At 45.4% G+C, this 23,247-nt stretch carries 12 protein-coding genes; 1 reads left to right on the top strand and 11 read right to left on the bottom strand.

Translation table 11 applies throughout. From position 1 onward, the window contains the following. Window positions 1-83 precede the first annotated feature (83 nt). From C7Y71_RS02170 to C7Y71_RS02150, 5 genes are all read right to left on the bottom strand, one after another. On the bottom strand, window positions 84-980 hold the full coding sequence (locus C7Y71_RS02170) for a cation diffusion facilitator family transporter (protein ID WP_111898885.1): 897 nt from the start codon (window positions 978-980) through the stop codon (window positions 84-86). 194 nt (window positions 981-1,174) lie between these two features. Then, entirely contained in the window at window positions 1,175-2,323 is a 1,149-nt protein-coding gene (locus tag C7Y71_RS02165; protein WP_111898884.1) for a YARHG domain-containing protein, read from the bottom strand. Between the two features lie 111 nt (window positions 2,324-2,434). Next, window positions 2,435-3,064, bottom strand: a complete 630-nt coding sequence (locus tag C7Y71_RS02160) for a TetR/AcrR family transcriptional regulator (protein WP_111898883.1) — start codon at window positions 3,062-3,064, stop codon at window positions 2,435-2,437. Between the two features lie 117 nt (window positions 3,065-3,181). Then, entirely contained in the window at window positions 3,182-5,668 is a 2,487-nt protein-coding gene (gene tamL, locus C7Y71_RS02155) for a translocation and assembly module lipoprotein TamL (protein WP_111898962.1), read from the bottom strand. Window positions 5,669-5,713: 45 nt separating this feature from the next. Further along, the gene (locus C7Y71_RS02150; protein ID WP_146739457.1) at window positions 5,714-11,320 is read right to left on the bottom strand and encodes a translocation/assembly module TamB domain-containing protein; all 5,607 of its coding nucleotides are present in this window, start codon (window positions 11,318-11,320) and stop codon (window positions 5,714-5,716) included. Window positions 11,321-11,577: 257 nt separating this feature from the next. Between C7Y71_RS02150 and C7Y71_RS02145 the strand changes: the two genes are divergently transcribed. Beyond that, complete coding sequence (locus C7Y71_RS02145; RefSeq protein WP_111898881.1) at window positions 11,578-12,612, top strand: Fic family protein; 1,035 nt, start codon at window positions 11,578-11,580, stop codon at window positions 12,610-12,612. A gap of 115 nt (window positions 12,613-12,727) precedes the next feature. On the opposite strand, the gene C7Y71_RS11950 is transcribed toward C7Y71_RS02145, so the two are convergent. Genes C7Y71_RS11950 through C7Y71_RS02115 form a run of 6 tightly spaced genes read right to left on the bottom strand, consistent with a single transcriptional unit; the run spans window position 12,728 to window position 23,215 of the window. Next, a complete protein-coding gene (locus C7Y71_RS11950) occupies window positions 12,728-16,174 on the bottom strand; it encodes a leucine-rich repeat protein (RefSeq protein WP_111898880.1) in 3,447 nt (1,148 codons plus the stop codon). Beyond that, a complete protein-coding gene (locus C7Y71_RS02135) occupies window positions 16,171-17,430 on the bottom strand; it encodes a hypothetical protein (protein ID WP_111898879.1) in 1,260 nt (419 codons plus the stop codon). The genes C7Y71_RS11950 and C7Y71_RS02135 overlap by 4 nt, the downstream gene beginning before the upstream one ends. Before the next feature lie 42 nt (window positions 17,431-17,472). Beyond that, entirely contained in the window at window positions 17,473-19,485 is a 2,013-nt protein-coding gene (locus C7Y71_RS02130) for an NPCBM/NEW2 domain-containing protein (RefSeq protein ID WP_111898878.1), read from the bottom strand. An 11-nt stretch (window positions 19,486-19,496) separates the two neighbouring features. Further along, a complete protein-coding gene (locus C7Y71_RS02125) occupies window positions 19,497-20,372 on the bottom strand; it encodes a carbon-nitrogen hydrolase (protein WP_111898877.1) in 876 nt (291 codons plus the stop codon). Window positions 20,373-20,389: 17 nt separating this feature from the next. Continuing rightward, complete coding sequence (locus C7Y71_RS02120; protein ID WP_111898876.1) at window positions 20,390-21,517, bottom strand: agmatine deiminase family protein; 1,128 nt, start codon at window positions 21,515-21,517, stop codon at window positions 20,390-20,392. A 36-nt stretch (window positions 21,518-21,553) separates the two neighbouring features. After that, window positions 21,554-23,215, bottom strand: a complete 1,662-nt coding sequence (locus tag C7Y71_RS02115; protein WP_111898875.1) for a bifunctional metallophosphatase/5'-nucleotidase — start codon at window positions 23,213-23,215, stop codon at window positions 21,554-21,556. Window positions 23,216-23,247 lie beyond the last annotated feature (32 nt).

Below are 23,247 nucleotides of genomic sequence, written 5' to 3'. Positions count from 1 at the left end.
ACAATCAAATATTTCTACTGAAATTCTGAACAAAGTGCAGCAAAAAGTAAACAGACAGGAAACCTCAGAATATAAAGGCGGGACTACAACGAATCGTCAGATGGTTCGATATGGATGTTTATTTGTGTTTCTTCACCGAACTCCTCACGCAATTTTTGCTCAATGACTACTGTCGTTTCATGCGCATCGTAAATGGTTGTGTTTGGATCAACAACTATGTGAAAATCTACAATAATATAGCGTCCGCTATGGCGAGATTTGAGTTCGTGCACACCCCTCACGCCTTTCACGGAACGGGCAATGTCAAGCATCTTCTGCTCTGTCTCTTCGGGCAGCGAGGCTTCCGTGAGTTCGGAAAGGGTAGGGATGGACATCTTTATAGCGACTACAATGATAACGACACTGATAATGCCGCCCGCAATAGGATCGAGAATCGTCCACTGTCCACCCAAAATAATTGCGCCACCAATACCCAAGAGCGATGCGACCGAAGAAAGAGCATCCGTGCGGTGATGCCAGGCATTGGCAATCACGACAGGACTTGAAAATTTCCTCCCTATGCGGACTGTCCATTGATAAAGCACCTCTTTGGTCAGAATCGAAACAATGGCAGCCCATAGCGCTATCATCTCAGGAGCAGCGCTAGGACGCCCCTTTATGCTGTCGATAATCTGGCGACAGGAAGACTGCAACATATCAACACCTACCAACAGAAGAATAAGGCTAACAAAAAAGGCAGCCAACGTCTCAAACTTACCATGCCCATAATCATGCGACTTGTCCATGCCTTTGTTTGAGATGCGGGCAAAAACTATGACAACAATATCACTGATGAGATCCGATGCAGAATGAACAGCGTCTGCAATCATAGCAGAACTGCTGCCCAAAATACCTGCAACGAATTTAACTATGGTGAGCATAATGTTGCAAACTGCACCCCATAGCGTTATGTGTTGTATGTTTTTGGCCCTTTCCTCCATTTCACTGAATAAAATTCAAATGCAAAGAAAACCAAATTTTGCGAAATATCAAAACATCGCGCCTGACTGAAAAAAGAATTAGGTAGAGATAATTGTGATAAAGATTTGGGTAAATAAAGTAGCAGTCCCTCCTGAGAAGAACTGCTGTCGTTATTATCTTATCTATAAATGCGTGTTATATATAGCGGTCAGACTTACTTATAGGCTTCTATCCGTTCACGTTCCTGCTTGGTGAGCGATTTGACGTCTGCCTTGTAATTCGGATCTGGCATGTACCACCACTGTTTCGAGAAATAATTGCGAAGGTCCTGACGCTTGAATACATATCCTCTTGCAGCAAAGGGCAGGTTGCGCATGACGTCTTTGTATATAGCAGGCTTTTCATCCTCTTCGATAGTTGACATATAGTCTATTGAGTACACTCTGGGGTCATAGAAGTAGCCAAGGTTGTCTTTCATCTCGAATTTTTCATCGTACGACACTTTGCATGGGTCGCAAACAAGGAAAAGTTCATCCTCGGGCTTAAAGTTTGCACTATGATATTCTATTGCACCATTGCGAATGCAGATCTCGGTAAAAGAACTGCCGCTCTCCGGGTCATCGTTGTCGGGTGGAGTAACAAATGTGTTGCCGCGATATTTGCCCATTCCGCTCGTTACGGTCATCCTCGGGGCACCGCTGAACGCAGCCTCGTCCATGAGGAAATGCTTTACTGTGTTCTCGGCTTTGATAATGAGCGTAAAGTCGCCTATCGAACCTCCAGCCCAACGCTTGGCAGGAGTGAGACTGTATGCCAATTCATAACTGGCGCAAACAGAGTAACTCATGTCGTAAATGTAGGTGTGGTGAATGGTGTTCGTGCCGGGCACGAATGTGGCGTCGAAATAGTAGGTGTAACTATAGTCGCTGAGAAAGAGGTAATCTTCTTCATCCTTAGGAACCATCTTTGAATTTACGCGTTCGATGTGAAGCCCCTCACCTTTGTTCACACTGTAGCGTTTAGTCATGGCATTCTTGTAAGGCAGTTTCTTGCCGTTCATCACTACATTAAACTTTGATATGCTGGGATTAACACCGTCGTAACGCACGTCAATGTTGTAGCCTGTCTCCGACTCGAAACCAACACAGAGCGTCTTTGCCTGTCCAGGGTTGTAGAGTGTGTACTGAACATCAATTTCAGCCTTGCCGTTGTCGAGAAGTGAAATGGTTAGCACCTCTTTCTTTAGTTGAATATCAGTCTCTTCGATTGGCACCAATTGGCTGCCATTAGTAGTGAAAACACCGTCATTGGCATAGACACTCAATGCCAAAAGGGAAATCAATAGAAATAAAATTCTTTTCATGACTCTTGAATGTAATAAGTTTGTTGTTGTTTCGTAAATAATGAAATTATCTTAAAGAAAAGGCGGAAAAGGCAACCGATTGCTGGCCTGGGGAAAGTTTCTCTTGTTACATCATCCCTTCTCAACAAGCCCCTTGATGTAGTTGTCTATCATCTCACGCCCCTTTTTCGTAGTACAACCACGTAAGTATATAAGGGTGGTGTTTATCGATGTTTCGTCTGGAGTAAATGCAGCGAATGCTTTCTCGCGTAATATAAACTCTGGAAACCTCGAAAGTAGTGTATAAAAAATTTCGTAATTGAAGTAAAGCTCAAACACGCCTTCTTCCACACCTTTTTTCAGGAAAGAAACTGCTTCGTTAAGAACGTCCTCTCGCATCTTGCGGAAAAAATCCAATGCACGGGGATAATGGAATAAATCAGTTACAAAGTTCGGATTGTTTTCTTTGGCTTCTTCCCTTGAAACAGAATAGAAGGCAATGATGAATTCGAGCACATTACAGGAATGCTCTGCGATCTCTTCTATCTTTTTTAGTTTCAGATTATGAGCGGCCTTCAGGCAATCGAGAAGGAGTTCTTCCTTGCTGTCATATATTTCATACAACGTGCGCTTCGAAATCCTCAAATTCTGAGAAATCTGATTCATCGTGGTGGAACGTATGCCGTTCTTTTTGAATTCGGATATGGCTTCTGCTATGATACGTTCTTTATTATGCGAGTCTTGCTGAGTCGATTTTGGCATGATAGCGTTCAGTCTTTTTTATGTATGTTGCAAAAATATGAAAAAACTTTTATCAATCAAATAGTTTTGTTTGACAAGTTGAACTCTTTAGAATAAAACTTTATTTGTGGGGCAGGTTCAGAATGGGTAGCCTATGGCGAAATGTAAAGTCATGGCATCCTTGAACTTGTCGATGTTGAACCAACCCGATTTGCTCGTCTTGTATGGAGCATGAAGTGCAACACCGAGATCAAGACGGAGAATCAGGAACTCAAGGTCGTAGCGCAAACCGACGCCTGTGCCTACTGCAATCTTGCCAAGATTCTTCAGGTTGAACTTTGAATCAGGACGCGATTCGTCTGTACGTGTGAGCCAAACATTGCCAGCGTCGAGGAATACGGCACCATGAAGACTTCCGAACAAATGAGAGCGTAGTTCCAGATTGGCTTCAAGTTTGACGTCGCCTGTCTGATCCACATACGAATACTTGGATTCCGCAGTCTTGAATCCTCCTGGCCCGACGCTTCTTATAACAAAACCTCTGACACTGTTGGCTCCTCCTACATAGAATAGTTCAGCGTATGGCGCACGCAGGGTGTTGCCATAGTTGAATATCACACCTCCAAAAAAGCGTGATGCCAACTTAAGATTATTATTTATTTTGACACTGTGGTGGGCTTCGCCTGTCAGTTTGACAAATTGAGCAAATGGATTGTTAAAGAGCCGCTTGTCTGGTTCAGAAAATTTCTTACCTGCAGCAGCATAGGCGCACGACATCAGATTGCCGGACTCTTTAATGGTAAATTGAAGCCACAGCGGATTGCGGTGTTTGCGAGACGCATTGTAAGTCGCAGTATATGATATTGACGGAACAAAGTGGTCGCGCATACTTACGTCAAGGATAGGATTGGCTTGGAGGATGGAGTCGAAAGACGTGGTAGAAGACAAACGCTTGTCAAAATCCATGCGGAAATCTAATTCATGTTTAAGTGTTCGCTTTTTCCACCAAGCATAATTCGCTCCCAGACTGTATGTCAGCATCTGATAAAAGCCAGAGCGATTGAGCCAGTCAACTTGAAAATCGAAGGTGGTCGTAGCAGGAAAACGGAGAAATTTACGGTTTAGAATAGGCATGACGAAACGGGGAAACTCAAAACTCAGGTTGGTACCAAGTTCATAACTGTTCAGCAATGAATTGCTTCCTTTGGACCCGATTTTCGTCTGCCATTCGTATGAACCAAAAATCTTGAATGCCACTTTCTCGCCACCACCAAATGCATTGCGTTTGGAAAGGGAGTAGGAAAAGCCTGGACCAATTTGGGAATTGCTCTTAATGGTAGCATTCATTTCGAGAGAGCGGTCGTATAATTTGTCCATCACGGCGTTGACGTACATGTCGAGTGTCTGGCAGGTGTCGGTAGTGTCTGTCGGAATGAAGTTCATCTCCAGCATACTGAATACGCCCAACTCGTTGAGTTTCTGAAGCGACAGTTGTTCTCGCATCAGACTATAGCGATCGCCTTTGCGTAAATAAATAGAATGACGCCATACGCCGGGGTTGAGCGGCATCTTTTTGCCGTTGTAACGAAATGTGGCATCGCGGAATGTTTCCTCTTTTGTCAGAATCTCACCTGCTTCGTTGCGGATATCGAAATGCGCATTGCCGATGCGCCATGGACGCATGGCTTGAGGAGGTATGTTTTCCGTTGGTTTCACACGGAGTTGCACAAAACCATGACGCTGAAAAGTATCGGCTTCATATGTTATAAAGGACGGACTATAATAGTAATAACCCCTACGACGAAGATGATCGCTGATACGAGTACGCTCACTATTGAGATTGACGACACTAAAGCCATCACCTTTTTTTAATTTAGAACGGTTTTTTGTGGCTTTTATTAAACTATCTACTTCGGGTGTAAATTTTTCATATTCTATACTATCAAGACGATAAAGTTCTCCCGTCCTGACATAATAAGAAATTTTCGCTTTCTTTGGGTTCTTTTGCTGAACTATGCGATAGTTTACCTTGCCGTTGAAATAACCGTAGTTGCGCAGGGTATTGGCGGCAACTTTTACGCGCGTTTCAGGGGTGACGGTTGATATGTATATCGGCTGTGTGGAGAAAGTCTTGAACATCCATTTACCGAATTTTGTGCTGTCGTTCACAAAACTATTGTATGCCCACAGACCAGCATGGATGGGTGAACGCATAGAAGCAGAACCCATAAAAGCGTCGTTTGGAGCATAATTCAGTACAGCATCAACTTCTTCCTTGGCAGTGGCAAATTCTTTGCGCTGTGCAGACAGATATTCCTTATATTCTTTCAACTCCTGTTTCGACATAGAGTCTATCATCTCCCTGCGACGCATTGCATACGTGCGCCCCTCAAGAGCAGCGTCAACGGCCTTTACGGCATTGGCCACGGATGTAATCACGCCCACACTGTCAGTCCTTGCCCTGTTTTTTCGTTTTTTAGGTTTCTTGGGCATATCGGTGCTGTAGCGAATACGTTTCACACCTGTGTACAACTGTTCGCCTTCGGGCAGATTTTTTGTTGTAGAACAACTAAATAGTCCGAACAAGAGCAGTGGTAATACGAAGTATATGAGTCTCTTTGACATACTCATGATTTGTCTGTTTGCCATTTTTCCTGAAACTCAGGAATGCTATTCTTTATTTTCTTTGTTCTTTTTCCTGCTGAAGATGAATAAGTCGCCTAACGTATTGCTCTTACGCCGCAGTACAAGACCAACGCCTGCTTTGGTGAGTTGACCCTCAAGTGGATCTATTGTTTGACGGTTGTAGAACACTTTAAGTTGTTTTGCAGAACGTGAGTCGAGACGATATTCCACGGCAATGTTGTCGATGAAACTCTCTGCAGAATTGTCTGCATCGGAGCCTGTGCTCACACGCCCGCCTATGATGACGCTGATGCGGTCGCCCCAGAAGCGCTTTGAGAATTGGAAAGCGTAGTCGGTCGTGGCTGTACCCGAAGTGGAAGTGCCGCTTTCTACACCCACACTCACATCAATAGTCTTTAATGCATTGCCGGCAATATTCTGTATCTCGCTCTGAAGGAAGGCGTTAAGGGCATTGCTCGCCTTGAAACCGGAACTTGACTGCATATTGTTTGTGAGGTACATACCCGTGGCAAGCATCGCAACTGCCACTTTGTTGCGCTCTTCTGCACCCATTGCTGCAAGTTGGTTCTGAATGGACAGATCTTCAGGTGCGTCAATGGTGAAATTAAGACCCATGTTGTTGAGCGTCTTTGATATGTCGATGCCAACATCGAATGCTACAGTGCGCTGCTGGTCGTTCTCTGTAACAAGAGCCTTTACACGCTCTTTGGCGGAAATGTCAAGTGCAGGATTTTCTATGTCGCCGCGGAATTCTATACTGCTGCCTTCCTCTATGGTAAATGTCTTGAGAGGAATGACGGGCAACTCATATTTCATCTCACCTTTGTTTACGGTGAGTTTGCCAAGCATTCGCATATCGCCCTGATGGTTCTGGCGCAGTGTAACTGAACCACCTGCACGTACGTCGAGGTAGTTTCTGCCATCTTCGCTCAGGAGGCATAGCAAGTGGGCATTGTCATCGATGTTCACACCAAAGGTCATGTCGAAATTAGTACTCTCGTCAACGATTTCTTCTTCCACACTTGTCGTGTCGCTAAAGTCAACAAACTTAACAAGCCCTGCCATCTGGTCTTCCACAGTGAGTGGAGAATCTTTAAGGATATAGGTCAGGTCGGTCTTCGGAAGTACGTTGAGATTGCCACGCAAACTCAGGCCATCCGCAGTATTTCCTCTCATCGTGGCATTGAGGTCGGTAAAGAGTTTGCCGTAAAGCATGCTTTCCTTGTTCTTGTTGGTGTTGATAAGTTCGAAATCTTTCGCTTTGAGGTCAAAATCAAGAGCAATGCGGCTGAAGTCGCTCATGTCGAGATTACCGTTTACGAAGAGCGGATTTATGCCGGTTGACAAGAGTTGGTAATTGTCGAACTTCATGCGACTGTTGCTGATGACAACAGGCGTCTCTTCCATCTTGAAGTCGAATCCATACACGTCGCTGTAGATATGACCGTCGTTGAAACTGAGATCGCCGTTGATTGTAGGAGCATTGGCTTTGCCGCTAACTGCGAAGTCGCCCATACCTATACCTCTCATCTTGACGTCTGTACCGCTAAGGAAGCCATTGACGAACTGTAAGGGGAAGTCGTGCAGGTTGCCATCGGCGGTAAACATTTCCGTGTCGCCGTTATATGTGCCTTCCACACTCATTACGTCCTGATTGCTCGTGGTAATAAACGCACTGGCATAGTGTTCGTTGCCTTCTTTTGGCAGGTAGATGCCTTCCACGCCGACATCACCTAAGTAGGAACCCTCATATTCAAATTCATTAAAGTTGAGGTTGGCCATTGCGCTGATTTGCTTGTGGTCGTCGTTAACGTGAATGTCGCCGCTGAGTTTCCCCTTCATGTTGGGAATGTAGGGCACACATGCAGACAATTCTTGCAGGTTGATGTTGGAGAGACTCACTGTGATGTCGTTGATGCTGTCGCCGGGCTCACTGTTGACTTTCAGACCCGTGCCGTCGTCAGCAAGAAGGTTGATATCGGCACCTATCTTGTTGTCATTCCCGATATAGACGTAGTTGTCATCATTGATACTGAATGTGCGGTACGCAAGGATGGGATTCTTGGGATAGAGGTGGAATTTATAGCCGTTTTCAAGAATTTCTGCCATGACGCCAAGGTCAACACCCGTAGCGCCGTCCTTATCCTTGAACATCGCTTCAACATTCGCACCAGTCTCGTTGAGCGAGGCTTTCAGAGACGCCTTGAATTTGTTGGGGTTTTTGCGTTTGAAGTTGTGAACCATACCGTCGATAAAGAAACCTGTGGAATCTGTGCCGATTACAGCGTAGGCAGTGTCTAACATGAGGTGATCCTTCTGGAGAGATTTGACGTTGATAAATCCGTTGAGACCGGTCTCAGGTGTAGTGTTGAGGTTCACGCTCACTTCGTCAAAGGTGATGCCTTGTGTCTTAAGGAATGATACTGACGGATTGTTTTTGCCGATGTGCAAATTCAGATCAACAGCAGGCAGTTCACCGCTGAGACGCAATTCGTCTATGTGACCCTTTGAAATCTGGTCAGCCATCTCGCTGCCAGAATTGGCAAGTCGTGTAAAGCCGTAGGTAAGGTCGCCTTCTGCGCGATAGTCGAGCAAGAGGTCGCCCGATTGTGCCCAGATGGTCGTCGAATCGGGCTGAGTATTGAACTTCACATGGAAGTCATTAGTCATGTATCCGTAGTCGTTCGTGGTATAGTGGATGCCTGACATACTTCCCGAGGCACCATATCTGGTGAAGTCGCTCGTGCTGTGGAATGTAACGTCAAGGTTTCCACCGGCTTCAACTGTGTCTTCCAATTGCGCCAACTGTGTCAGATTGATGAAAGGAAACGATGCATCCAAATGACCTTCTATCTCATTGCCGATGTGTGCAGTAAGTTTACCACTACCATTTATCATGTCGTTCTTTGCGGTGAAGTCTGCAATCAGTGTGCCGTTGTGGTTTTTCGCATTGATGATTACACCATTCAGGTCGTAGTTTTCATATTTGAAGTCCTTGATGTCAATATCGGCAGCAAGGCGCGAACTTGCTTCGAGTACGTTGAAGCCATTCCCGTTGGCTGCAATGTCGCCGGTGAAGTTTCTCATACCCATGTCGGGGAGGAAGTTCTGTAGCGGGAAGTGGTTGGCGGTAACCGTAGCATCGTAAGTCTCCGTGCGCGTGTTCACACAGCCGTTCACGTGGGCTGTGCCGCCGCCTTGTGCTATATTGAGGTTGGCGCAGTAGTTGTCCGCTCTGAATTCTATCTTGCCTTTAGCCGAAACGCCATTGGGAATGTGGATGGTCTCGCGCAGGTCGTCGGGTAGCAGGCGGTTGATAAGGTCCATGTTCTGACCGGTGATGTTCACGTTCATCGTACCGCTCGGAGAACCGCCGCTGAGACTGTTCAAGGCGAAATCGCCTGACACCTGACCGACACCGGGAATACCTACCAGCATATTGCTCATGTTCAGATTGTTCAGGTTGCCGGTTACGTGCCCGTTCAGGGTGTAGGTACTGTGTGGGAGTTGGCGCATCATGTCGGCAGAGAGGAACGGACCGCCATAGTGAGCGATGTCTGCCCAACCTATTTTTGTATTGAGTCTGAGGTTGAGGGCTTCGCCGTGTGTGCCGCCATTGCTCAGGGCTGCGATGTTCACCATGCCGTCGCCCTGAATTTGGCTGTAAGGGGTCTTGATGAACAGGTTGCGTGTGTTAATCTGTTGCAGGTTGCCCCTTATCTCGCCGTTTAGCGTGAAGTCGTAGGGGGGAAGCAACTTTGCTACATCTCCTGAAACGAAGGGCTTTGACCATACATTGACATCGTTTTTACCAATTTTCGACTTGATGTTCAGATTGAAGGCATCACCGCTGCTGCGTCCGCCCGAGAGGGCTGCAAAGTTGACGTTACCGCTTCCGCTGATGGTGCTGTGAGGCGTGCGCAGGAGCATGTCCTTGATGCTGATGTGGTTGGTGTTGCCGCTACCATTAACGTTGAGGGCTATGTCGTAGTGAGGATAGCCGCTGCGCAGTTCCTTCGGCATGTATGGACCACCGAAAGCGAGGGCATCGCGCCAGCCAATCTTGCTCTTCACGTTCATGGCGTAGGCATCTCCACGACTGCCGCTGAAGGCATCGAGGTTGAGGCTGACGGCACCGTCTATCGACGAATATGGCGTTTTGAGCGTAATGTGGCGAAGTTTGATGTTGTGCAGATTACCTTCACCATTCACGTTAGCAGATACGGCATAGTGCGGATAATTCTTCTGAATTTCTTGTGGCAGATATGGCTTGCCGAACGACAGGACATCTTGCCAACCTATAACGGTCTGTACGTTGAGTTTAAGACCCGGATTCGCAGGGATATAGCCCTTGGCGTCAAGGGCTGATGGCTGAACGAATACGCTGCCCGTGATTTTGCTGTAAGGTGTCTTGACGTAGAGGTCGTTAATTGTCAGTTGCTTCACATTTCCGCTGACGTTGGCATTCAGTTCGGTCTGATAGTGAGGCCAATTCCTCAATAGTTCGTCAGGAACGAAGCCTTTGCCGAGAAGTTTGACATCCTGCCAGCCTATGCGGCTGTTGATGGAAGTGGTCATGTTGTTTGCACCTGTAGCGCGGCTGTCGAGAGCAGCAAAAAGGAGGGAGACTTCGCCGTCAATATTAGAGTAGGGGGTAGTAAGATGAAGACCGTTCACACGGATGCGGTCTGGGTCGTAGTAGATGTCGCCTTCGAGGCTTTCAAGGCGGAAACCACTTACTAATTCTGTTACTGCCAGATTGCGTAGTCCAAGACGCAGCACGCCAAACTCGTTGTAACTGAATCCTTCGGCACTGAGGTCGAGACTGTCTAAATGGATGTGGTTGAAGTCGAGACCGCGCTCTGTCCACCTCATGTCGGGCTGCCATTGCGTGGCAAGATTCCTGTCGCGCCACTCTGCATCGTAGAACACCGTAGAACTTGACATCGTAAGGCTTCCTACTTCATACAAAGGCTTGCCCGTGTCGAAAGATGCACCCCTCACTTCTGCATCGCCAATATTTGCAAAAATATGCAATGAGTCGTTGGGAAGCGTCAGGCGAGCCCGCGTATTTTCAATCTGTGCGCGGTCCACCTTGATGAGCCACGGCGCACCTTTCGTGGTGTCTTCTGCGGCAGTGTCGCACAACAGGACGGTAACATCGCTGTTGCGCAATTCTGCAGAAGGCACAATGACCTTGTTCTCTTTCCAGTTGATACCCTTCACGTCGGCTTTAACCTCGCCGACTGTACCGATAATCTGTGTGTTGGAAATCAAATCGCGCGTGTTTACGCCTGCATCGCGAAGCGTAATGCCGCTCACGTTCGCCTGACCGCTGAAAAGAGGCCAAAATTCCACATCAAGGCGCAACTCCTTGGCGCGGAGCACACTGTCGCCTCTCTGCGTGGCGCGCACGCCCTGAACCTCCAAGTCAAGGGGGAAACCCAAGCGCACGCGGTCTATGCTGAAACTCAGGCCCGTGCTGTCGCTCAGGCTTTCTGCCACCTTGTCAACAACGTAATTCTGGACGGCAGGAACATACAGTAAAACGCCCAATAACAAAACCAGCACCACCGGCAGCAAGATGATGCCGACAGCCCATTTCAAGATGCGCTTTACCCTCTTTGACATTGAATTTCCTATCTGTTCCTTTTCTCTCAAGCGACCAAATGTCCGCTAATCCAAGCGACAAAAGCCCGCTTTATCTTGCAAAGATAAAAAACAAACTCGGGAAATAACACTGTTTTAGGCAAAAAACGAAAAATAAAGTAATGCGAAAGAAAAATCGGCTCAAAAATCAAAGATTTAATCCAATTTTAAGCACAAAATGAGCCGATAATATGAAAATTTTAGCCAAATTTGCACCGATTTAGTTTTTATAGACAATTATGGACGTTTACAGAACAATCCTACAGTTTCTTCACTATCATCCGCAATCTACGCGCGATGAAATAACAAAAGGAATCAATTTTGAAAACAGTGATGCTACGATGAAACGCCTTATAGCCACAGGTATTCAGAACGGTGATATCGTAGTTACAGGAAAGGCGCGTGCCACTCATTACAGTCTTTCAAATAAGGCACAACTTCTGATGCCATTCAATTTAGACACCTATTTTGCAGTAGATGTTGACCGGCGACAGGTTCAGACTTCCTTTAATTTTGAACTGATTAGTGAACAACTGCCTACCATTAAACTTTTTACGGAAGAGGAGGAATTACTTCTCACAAACCTTCAAGCAGAGTTCAGACTGCATGTCAGCGAAATGACCGAAAGCGAGTATCACAAGGAGATGGAACGCTTGGGCATCGACCTTAGTTGGAAATCTTCGCAGATCGAGGGAAATACATATTCGTTGCTGGAAACGGAGCGGCTGCTGCGTGAGAGTAAAACGGCAGATGGAAAAACAAAGGAAGAAGCGGTGATGCTACTTAACCACAAGGATGCATTGCGTTTCATTCTCGACAATCCGGACTATTTGCAAACACTCACCGTAAGCCATATTGAGGACATACACCAGTTACTCACTAAGGAACTTTCAGTAGATAGAGGCATACGTCATCGCCGCGTGGGTATAACCGGTACAAAATACCATCCCCTCGATAATGAATTCCAGATTCGCGAAGCGATGAGCGATACCTGCCAGTTGATAAACAGTAAGAGCAGTGTTTTCGAAAAAGCACTACTCGCATTAGTCCTTTTGTCGTATATACAGGCATTCTCAGATGGCAACAAACGTACTGCACGTATCACTTCTAACGCCATCCTCATTGCCAATGGTTATTGCCCATTGAGTTTCCGTTCTGTAGATTCCTATGACTACAAAAAAGCAATGCTTGTTTTCTATGAACAGAATAGTTTCTACGCAATCAAGCAGATTTTTATAGAACAGTATGAGTTTGCAGTGAGAGAGTATTTCTGAAGAAGATGAAACAAGACTCATTTGCTGGCTCGCACCCATTCCATATTCTCGCATAAAAATGCATCCCGAAAGTAAGATTTTGAACTTTCGGGGTGCAAGTTGCTTTATAATACGCTTATAGGTCATCTACAATCTCCTTGAAATCGCACCAAGGCTCTTCATTTTCGTAGGCTTCCTTGCAACCTTTGGGAACGTGGAGGGTGCATGATGAAACGCGCCATATAGATAGGTCAGGTAGCATCCACACAATATTACATGGTGTTTCACGTTTTATATACATGTTCTCTAAATTATAACCAAGCGCAGCAAACTCAATATATTCCACAGAATTAGGAAGACTAATGCTTTTTAGTTTATTGCAACCACTGAAAGCTTCTTGTCCTATGGTCGTAACGGAGTTGGGGATGGTTACAGATGTCAGGTTGGAGCAATCCTCGAAAGCACAATATCCAATGCTCGTAACGGAGTTGGGGATGGTTACGGATGTCAGGCCTGAGCAACCCCCGAAAACTCCATTTTCTATGATCGAGACGGAGTTGGGGATGGTTATAGATGTCAAACCTGAGCAACCTTTGAAAGCCCACTCTCCTATGCTCGTAACGGAGTTGGGTATGGTTACAGATGTCAGGCCTGAGCAACCCTCGAAAGCCCACTCTCCAATGCTCGTAACGGAGTTGGGTATGGTTACTGATGTCAGGCCTGAGCAACCATAGAAAGCCTCATCAGCAATAGATGCCGTACCTTCTTTAAGATTAATAGTAGTTCCTTCAGGCATTTCTCCCTTATATTTATATGCAACGTTGCCAACATAAATTAACCCATCAGGCTGCATGTCATACCAAGAAGTTCCTTTTAAAGCACCACTTCCTATTTGTTTAACAGACGCAGGTATGGTTACATACACCAAATCTGTGCAACCTGAGAAAGCACTTTTTCCTATGCTCGTAACGGAGTTGGGGATGATTATAGAATTCAGGCCTGAGCAACCCCAGAAAGCCCCATCTCCAATGCTCGTAACGGAGTTGGGTATGGTTACAGATGTCAGGCCTGAGCAACCCTCGAAAGCCCACTCTCCAATGCTCGTAACGGAGTTGGGTATGGTTACTGATGTCAGGTTGGAGCAATCATTGAAAGCATGATTTCCTATGCTCGTAACGGAGTTTGGGATGGTTATAGATGTCAAACCTGAGCAACCTTTGAAAGCATAATCTGCAATACTAGTCGTACCTTCTTTAATATTAATAGTAGCTCCTTCAAGCATTTCTCCCTTATATTTATATGCAACGTTGCCAACATATACCAATCCGTCTTCTTGCTTGTTAAACCATGGAGTATTATTGAACGCACCAGATCCTATTTCTTTGACTGATTTGGGTATGGTTACAGATGTCAGGTTGGAGCAATCCTCGAAAGCATTATCTCCAATGCTCGTGACGGAGTTGGGGATTGTTACCGATGTCAGGCCAGTGCAACCCTCGAAAGCCCACTCTCCGATGCTCGTAACGGAGTTGGGTATGGTTACAGATGTCAGACCTGTGCAACCATTGAAAGCCCACTCTCCAATGCTCGTAACGGAGTTGGGTATGGTTACAGATGTCAGGCCTGAGCAACCCTTGAAAGCTTTATCTCCAATGCTCGTGACGGAGTTGGGGATGGTTACAGATGTCAGGTTGGAGCAATCATTGAAAGCCCACTCTCCTATGCTCGTAACGGAGTTGGGTATGTTTACTGATGTCAGACCTGTGCAACTCATGAAAGCCCACTCTCCAATGCTCGTAACGGAGTTGGGGATGGTTACGGATGTCAGGCTTGAGCAACCCCCGAAAACACCATTTTCTATGATCGTAACGGAGTTGGGGATGGTTACTGATGTCAGACCTGTGCAATTATAGAAAGCATTACTTCCAATGCTCGTGACAGAGTTGGGGATGGCTACTGAGGTCAGGCCAGAGCAATTATAGAAAGCCTCATCTCCAATGCTCGTAACGGAGTTGGGTATGGTTACAGATGTCAGGTTGGAGCAATCATTGAAAGCATGATTTCCTATGCTCGTAACGGAGTTGGGGATGGTTATAGATGTCAAACCTGAGCAACCTTTGAAAGCAGACTTTCCGATGCTAGTTACGCTATTGGGAATAATTGTTTCTTTACAACCTGCAATAATCGTATTAGTTTCGTTTTCAATGACAGCATTGCAACTATCACGACTATCATATTTAGGGTTGTCTGGAGAAATTATAATTTCTGAAAGTCCTTCACAACCTTCAAAAACATTTTTACCAATTTTTGTTACAGTTTTTGGGATGGATATACTGTATAGTTCGTCACAATCCTTAAAACCATAATCAAGAATGGACGTTACAGAAGTGGAAATATCAACATTGCTATAACCTAAAAATTTCTGTGCATCAAACCCCAATTGCTCAGCATTTATCCTACCTTCTGCAACATTTCTAATAACATCCATATTAGTTATTAGACTTATCCCCCCCTTCTCCACAGCAACAAATGTGAATTTAGTGATAATAGCGCTTCCGTGGTCACTGACGCTTTGAATTCCATTTGTGTTCTGTTGTAATATCTCATTGATATTTCCAATAGTTTTAGCGAGGCTTTCAGATGGATTTCCTATTTCTTGAATAAAAGCTTTAGCAAAAGGACTATTCCCTCCAGATTTACCATCGAAAGCTTTTTTATTTTTTGATGTGGAATAAATAACAGCAATTGGGTTATCTTGCTCTGCCTCTTCTTCGCTGTCTCCTTCTTTTTGCCAGGGCGTTTCTGTTCGACACGCATCAATAAATACTATTCTTGCCTTTGCTTCTTTCAAAATTCCAAGATTAGTGTATAATTGATAAAGGGTGAAGCAATTATTTTCTAAATCTGAGGGATCCTTGATTTCTGCATCAATTGGTATGAGATATTGCTTGTTATTATGTCGTATGCCGTGTCCTGAATAATAAACAAGCACAACGTCATAATCCTTTTTCTCACTTAATATGTTGATAAGATTGTTAAATTGTTTATAATCTGCATCGTATGCAGGAAGTACGTCGAAATCCAAAGAACAAAGTTTGTCGGTAACACTATCCACATCATTCTTCGGGTTGTCAAGTCGTTTCAGATGTTCATAATTGGAATTTCCAATTACCAAGGCGAAACGTTTTTCAGGAAAAACAGAATCTGAATTTTCAGAAACTTCCTCTATATCTTTCCAAGATCCGTGTACAATAGATGTGTTTTTTCTACTCTTCTCATTTGGCCTACTCATATATTTTGCAACGGTATTGATACTTAATTTTTCAAAATCTTTCTTCGTAATGTCTGTAATATGCCGTTTATTTTTTCCGTCTAAAATCTTAATCTTCATGCTTTGTTTTTCGGCATTCCAGTGGATTGTCTCATTCGCATTGAATACTCCATGCACTTTATATGTCTTTACATTAGGCGCGTTGCCAATCGCAATGTTATCTGTGCTAAGTTTCAATATTTCTACTCGTTGACTATAGATTGCTATCAAACCAAAGAGTATGTAATTTGATATGAGAAAGACACGTTTCATACGGATTTATTTTTATATGAGAAGATTAAACTTAGAATAGAGAATATAAGAGATGGAAAAAACACGTTATAAATATTGTTAAACCATATATATAACACTATCGTGAGAGCTGAGAGGAACGTTGTATAACCAAGCATTTTTAATACAAATAGGAGTAACTTATTATTTGAGCGCCTGATGCAAGGAATAAACTGCCAAATGCTTTTCTTATTCATAATGAATAAGCATATAATCACATAAATAACATACAATAAGCCAATAGATTTCCACGAAACGATATGTTTACCTTCGCAGAGTTCTTTATAAGCTAGGTATGTGATATATGGAAATGGCTGTGTGCCGTTATAGGTGTTGTGCACATCATCTTCGAAATTACCCACAAATACAACTTTATCCTTTAATTCAGACGACCAATCCTCTTCATTCCAATATTGAAGCAATTCAGGTCCCAAATCATAGTATTTCATATATGCTACATCTCCAAAATCTTTTGGTATCCGCATGAAAGGACTATTTTGGCACAATTGGCCGTTACTATAATAGAATGGACCCCACTTTTTGATGGTTTTGTGGTTGATGCTATCTACAGATGTGTATATACTCAAGGGAGCAGACTCTCTATTATTCTGTAGATATTGGTAACGAGTAAAACTTGTGTTTGTAATAGTGGTAAAATAGTCGTTAATAACCGCTTTTGTGGGGTCTGCCTTTTCATTATTCTCAATATCTGAATGTGTGGCGTAGGACACGTCTCTCATTCTTGCCTTTTGGGCAAATAGCAAACTATCCGTTTTTGTTGTGATATTTTTTTCAAAACGGATGTCAAGGAAGATGTATTTGTAGTTGTTTGCTTTTTCTGCTTTTTTCAAGAAACTTAGCAAGGTGTCTCGATTGGTTATGTCTGTTGTGCCGATTGAGCCGTTGTTTGGTTCATAGGGTAGATAAGTGTATGCTTCTCCGTCATAACTTCGTTCACCCAACTTTCTGATGTAACTCACTTTGGTTATCTGCTTATCATGGCTAATATTGATGAACAAAGCATCACTTGTGTCTGTAGAGTCGGGTTTGATGTTGCTCAAGAAATATTCCATCCATGTGAACTTGTCCAAGCTGTCCCAATAGGGGTAGGGACAATTGTTCATCAGATAGCACAGAATAGTGATAAGCGCGGAAAGACCGAGCGAAGCAAAGATCTTACGGCTTTGCCGCTTGATAAGCGCTATAAAATTTCTAAAACGAGCAAACATCTTTTTCATTTTTTATGTGGCCAACATTTTGAGCCGATCTCGGTTCAAAAACTACTTCCGCGATACTCGGAATACGCGGGTCTGATGGGGAAGCACTTGCATGTTGTAGCCTTCTGCACCTACCATCTTGTCTTGCGAAATGCCCCAAACATCATGGAACTTGTATGGCTTTTTGCCGTTGAGGTAGGCTTGTTGGGGATAGAACGTGTAGTGGATGGTGCTCTCTCCGCGATTGAACACAGCCACAGCCATGTCGCCGTTCTCAAGGTCTTTCACATACACCTCTACCTGCTGACCGCTGATGATGGTATCACTCACGAGTTCGGCAGCCTGTCCCATACGGTCCTGATTGATGGCTATCATTTCCTTGTTGCTGATGATGCGCAGGTCGTCGTCGCTGATGTTACGGATGTCGAACGAAAGGGTCAGCGGCGAGGCATACATCGCCCAAAGCGAGAACTGGCTTTGGTATTCTTCCTGTGTCATGCCTGCGCGTCCGGTGGGATAGTTGGCAGCATCATAACTCGACGAACGCCCTGTGCCGTGAAGTCCTATCATCATCATGTCCGCATCGTTGAAGCGGTTCACACCAGAATATGCCCAAAGATGCTTCATGACGTCAACCCCTTGAATAACGCCGATGTGTCCACCATTGGCTTTGCTGCCCCAATCCCAATAGTCGCGACTGTCGTAGGTGCATCGCCAGCATGTTGCACCTGTTTCTGCTCCCCATTTCCAGGGCTCGCGTGGTCCCCATTCGCACATATAGAAAAGTATGTTCCTGCCGCTTTCCTTCAGGGCATTGCCCATGGCAGTGTAGCGCCGTTGTGCTTCTTCGGCTGCAGGCGGAGCACCACAATAGTCGTATTTAAGGAGGTCGAATCCCCAGTCGGCGTAAGCCTTGGCGTCAATCTTCTCGTAGCCGTATGAAGCGAAAGCACCGGCACAGGTGTGGGCTGCAGCATCTGAATAAATGCCAGCCTTGAAACCTAAGGCATGAAGTGTATCTGTGAGATACCGCATACCGTTGGGGAATTTTGCCTGATCCCATTCAGGAAATCCATCGGCAGGCCGCTCTTTGCAGCAATGCCACCAGTCGTCGAGACAGAGGTATTTATAGCCGAGTTTGTCTAATCCATAGCGCTTGGCAGCGTGGGCGGTCTCAAGCATGATTTTTTCATCGATTGCTTCTTCCCATACGTTCCACGATAGCCAACCCATGAACGGCACTGGTTGCTGAAGGTCTTTGCTGACAGTGAGTGTGACAGGCACCTTTTGCGTTACACCATCGTTTTCCACCAAGGCATGGTAGGTATAAACACCGGCTTTCTTGACACATCCCTCTACAAGATTCCGCTCGGAGTTCCATTTCAGCCCTTTTGGGAGGTCGCTGACACTTACCAGGGCATTGGGTTGCGATGCGCGGATTTTGTGCATGAAACGGACTCCAGGTTGAGAGAACACAATCGTGGCGCAAGCCAAGGGTGAGCCAATCTCGTCATTGCTGACTATGTAAGGAGGAGAGGCAGCACCTTCATCGTCATCCCAAGTGAAGTAAGCATTAGCCACATCAACGTGGTCATAACTGTTCTCGCCATTTTCATCTAAATCGATAATGAGGTATTTGTAGCCGTTGACGTCAACGTCAATATTTTGAGTCAGACCACCTGAAACGATAGTCCCTTCTGCCAAAACACTGGACAGACCATTCTCGCCGATACCTTTAATGGTGTATTTCACGTTGCCCTTATTTGGCACCACTTCGTCGTCTATGCCGAGTTGTGCCTTGAAGCGCATGGCGCTACCGTTGAGTTTTAAATTTATGCGCCCTGTGGCATGTGTACCCACACCAGAGGCATACGTTTTGCCAGCGATTGTGATAGGGTGACCTTCAATACTCTTGTTGGCTTTTGGAGTGCTCCATCCACATGTGGTCTTGCTGAGGTCCATCTTACTGAGTTCGATGACTTTGAAGCCTTCTTCCGTTGTTGGCGGTGTTATCACATTTTGTGCTACCACAGAAGAGGACAGGATGGCAAAGAGTGCTATGAGAAAACGTTTCATGGTTAAGTTTTTTAATCGTTGAATCTATTAAGTATGTCGTTGTATTTATCTATTCGTCGGTCGCGGAGGAAAGGCCACCAACGACGCACTTGCTCTGACCTCTTGAGCGAAATCTCTACAGTCAGGATGGTATCTTCGCCTTCAGGCGCTTCAGCAAGTATTTCACCCTGCGGTCCGCAAACAAAACTGCTGCCCCAGAAACGGATGCCCGCGGTCTGACCGCTTGGGTCGGGTTCGAAACCAGTGCGGTTCACAGTGATGACTGGAAGACCATTCGCTACGGCATGACCGCGTTGCACGAGTTGCCAGGCATTGCGCTGTCGCTGCTGCTCTTCTGCACTGTCTTCCGCAGCATAGCCAATGGCGGTGGGATAAATCAGCAGATCTGCACCACGGAGTGCCATGAGGCGTGCTCCTTCGGGATACCATTGGTCCCAGCATACCTGTACACCAAGTTTTCCTATACTTGTCTGTATGGGTTGAAAACCAAGGTCGCCGGGTGTGAAGTAGAATTTTTCGTAGTATGCAGGGTCGTCTGGAATATGCATCTTGCGGTATTGACCTGCAATACTGCCGTCGGTGTCAAATACTACTGCTGTGTTGTGATATAATCCTGCAGCGCGACGTTCAAATAATGACGTAACTAAAACGATGCCGTTATCCTTCGCTATACCGCTATAAAAATCGGTTTCTGCACCAGGTATAGAAACAGCAAGGTCGAAATTATCAACATTTTCAGCCTGGCAGAAATAGGGTGTGTCGTGTAGTTCCTGAAGAACAACCAATTCTGCGCCCTGTTTCTTGGCGTCGCTTATTTTTGATTTGAGTTTCAGATGGTTTTGTGCAACATCTGTAACGCATGACATCTGTATGAGGGATACTTTCATTGTGCGGATTATATTAGTCAAATGTTCAGGCTTCCACGTGGAAACTGCATTGTTGCACAGTGGATTGAGCCATGTTGCTGAATTAAAATCGTGGAGTCAATGGGAATGATGCCAAATTTTGGGAATATCCTTTGCAACGTTTGCATGGCCTTGTTGTCGTTTATCGGCTGATTGTATGTAGGCAAAAGGATAGAGTCGTTGAGTATCAGGAAATTTGCATAGGTTGCGGGAAGCCTGTGCCCATCATCTCCAAATATGGCATCGGGGAAGGGTAGAGGTACGAGATTGTATGGTGTACCATTTTCGGTGGTAAATTGTTGCAACTCTTCTTCCATGGCTTTGAAATCATCATAATGGCTATCGTCAGGGTCATCACAACGCACGTATGCAATGGTGTCGCCAGGACAGAAACGGGCAATGGTATCAATATGCCCGTCTGTGTCATCACCTTCAAGTTTTCCATGGTTCAACCAGAGGATACGCCTGACACCAAGATCAGATGTCAGACGTTCTTCGATGGTGCTTTTATTATTCCCGTTACGATTTTTGCCGAGTAAGCAACTTGTAGTGGTAAGCAAAGTTCCTTTACCGTCGCTTTCGATGCTACCGCCTTCAAGCACAAAGTCAAGACAATCAACATATTTGCCCTTAATCAGTCCGGATTGCGAGAGGAGGGCATTGATGGCATTATCTTTCTCGCTTTCAAATTTGCCGCCCCAACCGTTAAAGCAATAGTCGAGACATTCAAAGTTCGTCTCTCCGATTATGGTAATAAAGCCGTGGTCGCGAGCCCATGTGTCGTTTGTAGGGCATTCGAAGAGGACGATGTTGTCTATGGCGCGTTTTGGCAGTTGTTTTTCCAGCAGAGCCTGCAATTCAGATACGTTTGGAGTAACAATGAGCAATTTCTCACGAGTGGCAATCTCAAAGGCCAGACGTAAATATGTTTTAGTGATGTCTGGCAAAACAGGTGCCCAGTCGGTTTCCGAATGTGGCCAAGTGATCTGAACACCGCATTGAAATTGCCATTCTGCAGGCAGGATGCGACGGCTCCGCCTGATTTCAGCAGTCTCGTCATTTGTCAGAAACTGCTCAATGTCATAATCACGGTCTGGTGTCCTGGATAGAAATGTAAATCGTGCCATAAATAACCACTCTCAACTGTCAAACTGTCAACTTTCTCACCACTTCTTAAAGTAGAACTTATGATAAAGCCTAATGTCCGGACGGGCATCGCCTGGAACCGATTCGCGCTTCTGAAGATATTTGATGAAAGCCTTAGTACTTGTTGGCAGTCCATCGAAAAGAACTCTCTGAGAGGCAGGGAAGAAGTCGGTGGAGTAGCCGTCGCCGCCGCCGGCGAGGAACTCATCCGCTACGAGGAGGTAGTAGTCTTTATTCTTTATTTCTGTTTTCTTGCCACTGATGTGTTTATAGATCAGGCGTTTCACGTTGCCCGTCTTGGTCGTATCAATCTCAAGGCGACTCGTCTGGAGCCAACCATAAACCTTGTTGTGAAGACCGAATTCAACTAAATCCTTGATGATGGAGCCACGAACGTTGAATACGTGTAGTTTGTTGGCGAAAGGTAATGCCTCACCAATATCGAGAATCCTGATTTTTCCCTTCGGAAAACCACCACGAATGCTTCCGGTGTGGCTTACGCCAATGATGATTTGGTCCTTGTCGAAATGACCGGCTTCACGAACGGCTTCGGCATACGATTGACATACCATCTCGCCCATTTCGGTCTGAATGTATTTATTTTTAGTGCGGTCGTGTTCAAGGTCTTCTGTGCAGGTAGTGAGTACCTCGCTCAGTTTATGACCGCTGAATTCTGTAACATTGAGCAAGGAATCTATTCTCATACTGTATGCCAGTTGCTTTTCACCAAGCGCCACGTCGGGATTTACAGGAATCAGTTTGGGCTCTGCTCCGACAACCTGCTTAGTACTTAAATCTACGTCAAACACTATGGCACCAATGTATTCAGCATGCCATTTACCTTGTACCACAGGATAGTTGGCGCTGTTGATGCGACCGCATACAACCTCGTGTGCGTGGCCCGTGAGCAGGCCATGGAAATCCGGGTCGTTGAAGGTGGCAATGTTGGCACTGTCTCTGTCATTCCATACCGGTTTGTCGCCGTCCATGCGTGTACCCACATGCATGAGAAGGACGCGGATGTCGGCATCTGCCACTGGTTTGTAGGCTTCTGTCGATTTAAGAGAATTGATTACACCTGTGTAATTGCCGTTGAAGGACAATCCTTTCCATTTCGATTTAGACGTTTGGTTTGGGGTGTTCGAAGTGAGAAGTCCTACGATACCTACTGTAAGTTTGTCGCCACCGGGCAATGCGATGTCTGTTGTGGTGCAGGGCTTAATATAAGAAGGAAGTTTACCGCTCTGGTCCGTAACATTTGCCGCAAGGTATGTGAGGTCCCAACCCTCAGGACGTTTGCTGCTCCAGCGGTCAGCGAGTTTTTCTTGTCCGTCATCAAATTCGTGGTTACCAACGGCAGAGATGGTGATACCAACTTTGTTGAAAAAGTCAGGAATGACAACGCCTTCCGTGGCAGTGTAAAAATAACTGCCGCCAAAGTTGTCGCCAGCAGAAACAGTAACGCTGTATGGGTAAACGCTGCGCAGAGAATCGAGCGTCTGCCAAACGGCAGGGGCACCAGGAATTTTCTTACGAGCATCTTTTATGATTCCTCCATGAAAATCGTTGATACTGAACACAGCCACCTTGATGGTCTGTGCCTGACTGCATAAAGCAAAAGCGGCAAGCAGCAAAACTGTTGCGATGCTGCGAATTGATTTGATGAAATGAGTTTTCATATATGTATGTTTTATTTTAATTGCTATTTGTA

The sequence above is a fragment of the Pseudoprevotella muciniphila genome (assembly GCF_003265305.2).
Classification (GTDB): Bacteria; Bacteroidota; Bacteroidia; order Bacteroidales; family Bacteroidaceae; genus Alloprevotella; species Alloprevotella muciniphila.
This window is presented reverse-complemented; position numbering and strand designations above follow the sequence as displayed.